This is a genomic window from Vibrio mytili, from assembly GCF_000830505.1.
GTDB classification, from domain to species: Bacteria; Pseudomonadota; Gammaproteobacteria; order Enterobacterales; family Vibrionaceae; genus Vibrio; species Vibrio mytili.
In genome coordinates, this window is the sequence record NZ_JXOK01000081.1 from 173512 (window position 1) to 180043 (window position 6532).

Annotated in this window: 6 protein-coding genes; 1 reads left to right on the forward strand and 5 read right to left on the reverse strand. The window is 43.4% G+C overall.

Annotated elements, in window-relative coordinates; genetic code table 11:
- Positions 1 to 76 precede the first annotated feature (76 nt).
- The 5 genes from SU60_RS19670 to SU60_RS19690 form a co-directional block, all read right to left on the reverse strand.
- Positions 77 to 1060 (reverse strand): isopenicillin N synthase family dioxygenase, encoded by a 984-nt coding sequence (locus SU60_RS19670; protein ID WP_041157001.1) that lies wholly within the window; start codon positions 1058 to 1060, stop codon positions 77 to 79.
- 162 nt (positions 1061 to 1222) lie between these two features.
- Positions 1223 to 1699, reverse strand: a complete 477-nt coding sequence (locus SU60_RS19675) for a nucleoside deaminase (protein WP_041157002.1) — start codon at positions 1697 to 1699, stop codon at positions 1223 to 1225.
- Positions 1700 to 1707: 8 nt separating this feature from the next.
- Positions 1708 to 2490, reverse strand: coding sequence for an ABC transporter permease (locus SU60_RS19680; RefSeq protein ID WP_041157003.1), 783 nt, complete (start codon positions 2488 to 2490; stop codon positions 1708 to 1710).
- Positions 2491 to 2514: 24 nt separating this feature from the next.
- Entirely contained in the window at positions 2515 to 3342 is an 828-nt protein-coding gene (locus SU60_RS19685) for an ABC transporter ATP-binding protein (RefSeq protein ID WP_041157004.1), read from the reverse strand.
- 61 nt (positions 3343 to 3403) lie between these two features.
- A complete protein-coding gene (locus SU60_RS19690; RefSeq protein WP_245228439.1) occupies positions 3404 to 4342 on the reverse strand; it encodes an ABC transporter substrate-binding protein in 939 nt (312 codons plus the stop codon).
- 556 nt (positions 4343 to 4898) lie between these two features.
- Here SU60_RS19690 and SU60_RS19695 point away from each other — a divergent pair.
- Entirely contained in the window at positions 4899 to 6260 is a 1362-nt protein-coding gene (locus SU60_RS19695; protein ID WP_041157005.1) for an amidohydrolase family protein, read from the forward strand.
- Positions 6261 to 6532 lie beyond the last annotated feature (272 nt).

A 6532-nucleotide genomic window follows, 5' to 3' on the forward strand; every position in this document is an offset into this window, starting at 1 on the left:
AAACGAAAGCCATGCAGTGATGCATGGCTTTTTCTTTCTGCTCTTCATTTACTTGAATGAGGTTTACAGTTGAGTGTTATGAGAAATTCGCATTGATTCGCATTTTTAAATAGTTTTCAGCGCTGATTGGAGGATACACCTGTTGCGGCCCTTGGATGATTTGATCTCGATTCGCCTGACAGAAAAAGGCCATGCTATATCGAGAGTCTTGGTTTTCTTTTGCCGTCGGCATGCGCACTCTATGTAGTGTCGATTTCAATAAGTCATCACTCCAGCGCATGAGCATATCACCGATGTTACAGGTGATAACGCCTGTTTTAGGTTCAACGGCACTCCAGACTAAGTTTTCCTTCGCATCTTTTCCTGCCGCAACTTGCAAACCGCCTTGGTTCTCTTGCTGGAATACCATGGTTAGGCAATCAAAGTCGGTGTGTGCACCCGCACGCCACAGTGAGCCTGAGTCGGGAATGTCTGTCATCGGCAAGTAGTGCAGCATGCGTAAAGTACTCAAGTAATTGTCAGAATCTCTTTGGTGCGCTTTGGTGAAAAAATCCCTTTCGAAGCCCAGTTTGTCGGCAAAACAGGAGAGGATATTCATCCCGAGAAGCCAAGCTTGATGTTCGAACTTGAGTAAATGTACTTTAAAATCTTCTACAAGATCATGACTTGGCCATAAACCATTCATATGTGGCAAAGTAATTTGATACGATTCTTTTTGATCAGCGGTACCCGTTGATGGGCGGACTTGCTGTTTAAACTCCCAACCGGCATTCAAGCCTTCTTTTAATGGGTATTGTTGCTTCTCTTGCTCGGACAGCGCGAAGAATTGTTCACTCAACTCAAATGATCTCTCTACGTCAGCTAACGGAATACTATGGTTAATTAACTGAAAAAAGCCAACTTGAGTCGCAGCTTCCCAAAGTTGCTCGGTTATGATTTCACGTCGACTATCAAAGTCTTCCAAGTCGATGATAGGGATCAACGTATCATTTGCTTCACAGCCTACCCCACCGATGGTGGTTTCAAAGTTAAGTTCATCTAAAAGATATGATTGAGTCATTCGTGTTTCTCCAATTAACAATTAAGCCAATGCTTGTTATTGGAGCAATGCCCAGCAATAGCCTAGGAACATGAGTTCCTTGCTATTACAGGCCGCTTCTACTCCTAGTGATATTTATTTCAATGCATAAACGTGTGGCAGCCGCTCATCTCAAGCTATCTGTTACCAAACGCCAAGCTGTACTTGTTCAGCTTCCTCTTCAAGTAACGGACCAAGGACTTTTACCTCACGCTGCCCTGATTCAAATACGGTTCTACATGGGAGAGCCAGAGTGGGGTTTTCTGGATGATTACCCGTTATCTTTTTTAGCTTAGTTTCGCTAAGACCATACACAACGCGCCCCACGCCTGCCCAATAAATCGCACCCGCGCACATGGCACAAGGTTCAGCGGAAATGTAGAGCGTACAACGGTGAAGAAATTCGGGTCGATAGAGTTTGCTGGCAGTGGTCATAATCAAGCGTTCTGCATGTCCTGTCATATCTAGATCAGGTAAGTAACCGTTAATCTGCTCCAAGAGTATCTCTCCATTTTCATCAACAAGTATTGCTGAAAATGGGTGGATACCTCGAGATTTTGCCTCTTCAGCTAATGCGAAACTGAGGCGTAAAAATTTAAAGTCGTTTTGTTGATTGATCATGATAAATCCTATCTCTGTTTTTCTTCTTCAGTCAGGCTCCACGAGAAACAGGCACTCTGGATCCAACTAACGGATTTAAATAGCAACATGCTGACGAGAGATAAGAAGACGAGTGCGGCAAACGCTTGCGGGATCTTGAAATAGGAAGTTGAAAACTGAACAAGATAGCCAAGCCCTTTTTCTGCTGCGACGAATTCGGCAATAACTGAACCAATTACAGCTAAGGTGATCGCAACTTTTATACCACTAAAAATATGTGGGATGGCATAAGGAAGGCGAATTTGCCAGATAGTTTTGCTGTTTTTTACGCTTAATGAGCGAGACAGTTCAATCAATTCCGCAGGGGTCGACAGCATACCGGTTGTAGCTGATACCACGAGTGGAAAAAAGGTAATCAGGCACGTTATGGTTAGTCGAGGTGCGTCACCAGTTCCTAAAATGACGATCAGTAGCGGTGCAATAGCGACAACAGGCGTTGACTGTATGATCACCAATATCGGGAATAGCGCTTTGGTGAGAAACTTAGAGTTTACCATCAGGATAGCTAATGGAATACTGACTAAAAAAGAGATCCCAAAACCAAGAAGCGCAATACGCAATGTCGCCCATAGGTTGTCTAGCCATCGTTCAAAAGGTACCTGGCTAAATGCCTGCGCAATATCTGTTGGCGCGGGTAAGATAAATGTAGGCACAGAGAGCACGCGACAGACCACTTCCCAAATAGGGATGAGTGCTAATATCGCGATGAGCGGAAGCCAATTCTGTGACCATTGTGATAAATACCGTTTCATATCTACTCCTTTAGACACGTGCGATTAAGCGACCGTTCTACGTATTGGTTCAACGTTACCTTCGTCCTGACTTTCCGCGCAATTTTGTCTCTCTGAACGATAAAAATATTCGCGGATTTTGTTGGTATAAGAACCAAAGGTGAGGTCTTGCAGCGTATGGATGTCTCGCGGGCGAGGTAAATCAATGTGGATTTCCTCTAGTACGGTGCTCGGACGTGGTCCCATCACTAATACTTTGTCTGCGAGTAATACCGCCTCAGAGATAGAGTGAGTAATGAATAAAACCGTTTTCGGTTTTTCCATCCAAATTTTTTGTAGTTCAAATCCCATCTCTTCACGCGTTAGTGCATCAAGTGCGGAAAAGGGTTCGTCCATGATCAAAATATCTGGATTCAGAAGCAATGCGCGAGCGATACCGACGCGTTGCTGCATCCCACCAGAGAGCTGATTGGGCATACTGGTTTCAAAACCAGACAGACCGACAGTATTTAACAGTTCCTCCGCGTGCTTCTTTTCTTTCTGACTAACGTAATTGAACTTGTGTTGTAAAGGGAATAGCACGTTGTCGAGGATATTTTTCCAAGGCAACAACGTTGGCTTCTGAAACACAATACCGATATCTTCTCTTGGCTCGGTAACTGGTTGGCCAAAAACAGAGATTTCTCCTTCGGTGGGTGATATTAATCCTGACAAGAGCCGCAGCAACGTCGACTTGCCACAACCAGAGGGACCAACGATGGCAACAAATTCATGCTTGTTTACATTGAAGTTGACATCGTTGAGAACCGTAACCGATTGTTTGTCAGATTGATAGGTATGCCCTATATTCTTAAACGAAACAAATGGTTGCATTAGTTCACCTCTTGGATGAATTGACGAGAAACAACCGTTTCCGGGTCAAGCTTACTGAGAGCTAAACCCTGAGCCTCCGCTGTCCATTTCCAGGTTTCTTTGAGGCGTATCGGAGTAAATACACCGACGCATCTTGCTCCGAGATTTCATTCATTACTAAGCTACGGATGGATTTGATGGTATCGCTGGCTTGAGTTACATCGACGTCTGGTACCATTTTATGAACATCTGAAGCACTTTGTTCTGGGTTTGTCCATGTGTATTCCACTGCTTTGGCATAGGCTTTAATAAATCGTTTAACGACGTCTGGATTTTCCGACATAAACTTGTCGCTTGCGATAATAGATGATGAGTAGAATTCCAGCCCTGCATCGTACCAAGGGAGTACATTGAGTTTTTTACCAGCCTGCTCTGCTTGCTCGGTGTTTTTTACTCTGTCGGTCATCCAAGAAATCATCACATCTGATTGCCCAGTGATAAGCATTGGGTTGAGCGCACCGGGATCGGCTTTTAGAACTTTGATGCTGTTTTCATCAACGCCATTTTTCTTAAGCATGATTGGAAGAAAAACATTCGCTGAAGTAAAGGGAGAGGTGACAATGGTTTTACCAGAAACATCCTTTACCGATTCAATATCAGAACTGTCGAGTGTATAGAACGCATAAGGAGCTTTGTTAAAAATAGAGTAGACGGCTTTTACAGGTACATTGTCATTTGCTTTGGCGACCATTAGAGCAACGATATCTGCTGAACCAATATCCGCCGTGCCTGTCGCCACTTTGGTTATTGCGTCAGTAGAGCCTTTACCACCAAGTATCTTTACGTCAAGATCTTCGTCCGCAAAGAAACCTTGTTGTACGCCAACAAATACAGGCGCTTTATCTCCTCCCGGTAACCAATCAAGTTGGAAGGTCACTTTATCTGCTGCCAAGCTACTTGCTGATGTACATAGTAAAGATACTGAAAGGGCGAGTTTGTTGATGTTTGAAATAGTTTTCATAGTTACTCCGTGTTTTCCTTTTCACTTCCTAAAGCTGCGTCCTTATGTTACGGATGCGTCACTTTAGGCTAACTATGAGCAATGTCCCGATACCAATTCGGTATCTAACCGCTTCTACTCACGATTTCATTTTACTCTCAGCAAACAACGTGCCATAAAATGCAAACAAAGATACGATGAGGTGAAACTATTCATTAACCATTAATTAACCTAGATAAGTGAGCAAAACAATGGTGCGATTTGTTGTATACAATTTGAGCTGCTAGTGAAGGTGATTTGTGACTTTTTGCACCAAGTTGGTGAATAATCTAATGTTTTGATTTGTTTTGGTGCGGAATTATTGTGGTTAACGAAGGCTTACTAAATACGAAAGTTATGGTCTATTTATTGCATTGTATACAGGCCTGAGAAGGGAGATAGCGGTGTCTCCTCCTTAGTAAATTAATTGAGTAGAAGCGGTTAAGAGTGAATCTCTGGGACATTGCTCAAGTGGTTATCCATCTTAATTATCCGAATAAAGGTTGGGTACCGATTGTTCATCAAAAAGGAAATTTATATGAACTACTTAATTAAGAATGCAAACAGTGTATTTTCACCTAGACAAAATATTCAGGATATAAGGATTCAAAATGGCTTAATCACTGAACTTGGACAAAATTTACCCCCAATTGCTACTGAGGAAATTGTTGATGCGAGCAATTGTGTCATCTACCCAGGGTTTGTGAATACTCACCACCATATTGCGCAGTCAATATTAAAGGGAATCCCTGCGGGGATTAATGATGGGTTAGGTGACTGGCTTGCGAGTGTCCCTTATCGCTATTGGCCGCAAATTACCCCAGAAATCATGTATTCGGCAGCAAAGCTGGGTTTTTACGAATTGCTTCGCTCTGGTGCGACGACATGTGCTGACCATCACTATCTTTATCATGCTAACTCAAGCCAAGAGTTAGAAGACGTGCTTTGGCAGGCAGCGGATGAAATGGGCATTCGGCTTGTGCTATGTCGAGGTGGAGCGACAGTAAAAGGGACGCACAAAGGGTTGGCTAAAGCAGGTGTGGTACCTGAGTCAGCAGAACAAATGATTTCACGTTTAGAGCATACGCGTAGTCGCTATCACCAAGAGGGACCGGCTTCAATGCGTCAGTTAGTTGTTGCCCCAACAACAATCGCTCATTCAGCTACACCAAGCGATCTTAAATTGATAGCAGAATACGCGAGAAGCCAAAGCCTGAGAATGCACTCGCATTTGTTAGAAGTGGATTTTGATAATGAGCAAACACTAGCAAAGTACGGAAAAAGTGCTGTAGAGTTTGCGCAAAGCTGTGATTGGCTGGGGAAAGACGTGTGGTTTGCTCATATCGTTCAAGCTAATGATGCCGATATCCAGCTATTAGCTGAAACCAAAACTGGTATTGCTCATTGCCCAACATCTAACTGTCGTTTAGGTAGCGGCATTGCCCCTGTCATTGAAATGGCCAAAGCGGGGATGCCGATCTCAATTGGTGTTGATGGTTCTGCTTCTGCCGAGTCGGGATCCATGCTCCAAGAGCTGAATTTAACTTGGCTAATACATAGAGCTAAAAATGGACCTGATGCCACCACCTTAGAAGAAGTGCTTAAATGGGGCACAAAAGGTGGGGCTGATATCTTAGGGCTTAGTGAGGTAGGAGAAATTCGAGAAGGCTTTGCGGCTGATCTCGTCCTTTATGAACTCGACCATCCACGTTTATCGGGTTGCCATTCTTCTTTGCTGGCGCCAATCATGTGTGGTGAACCTGCGTCAATCAAAGCCAGTTTTGTCAATGGACGTATCGTTTACCAGCAAGACAATGATGATAAGTACTTCTATTTAGTTGAGGAAGTAAAAAGATCTATGGCTGAACTCAATCTTCGTGTGGCTAATCTAGAGTCTTAAAACTCGCCCTTCGCCCATATAGCACTCAATTTGTTGGTTATTTGAACACTCAACCTAAAAATGTCTTTTTTAGGTTGAATTCCTCTTGCTAAGTTGATTTTTCTCCCTATAATTCGCCTCCGTTGTCTCGCAAAGCATTGCTAGATAACAAGGTGGTTGAGTTGAAAAATAGCTCATAACGAAATAACTAAAAAGTGTTTGACACGATACGTTATCTCGCTAAAATAGCCGTCCGATTTGAGCAGCTGTAAAGCCTTGTTCAGTCACAAAGC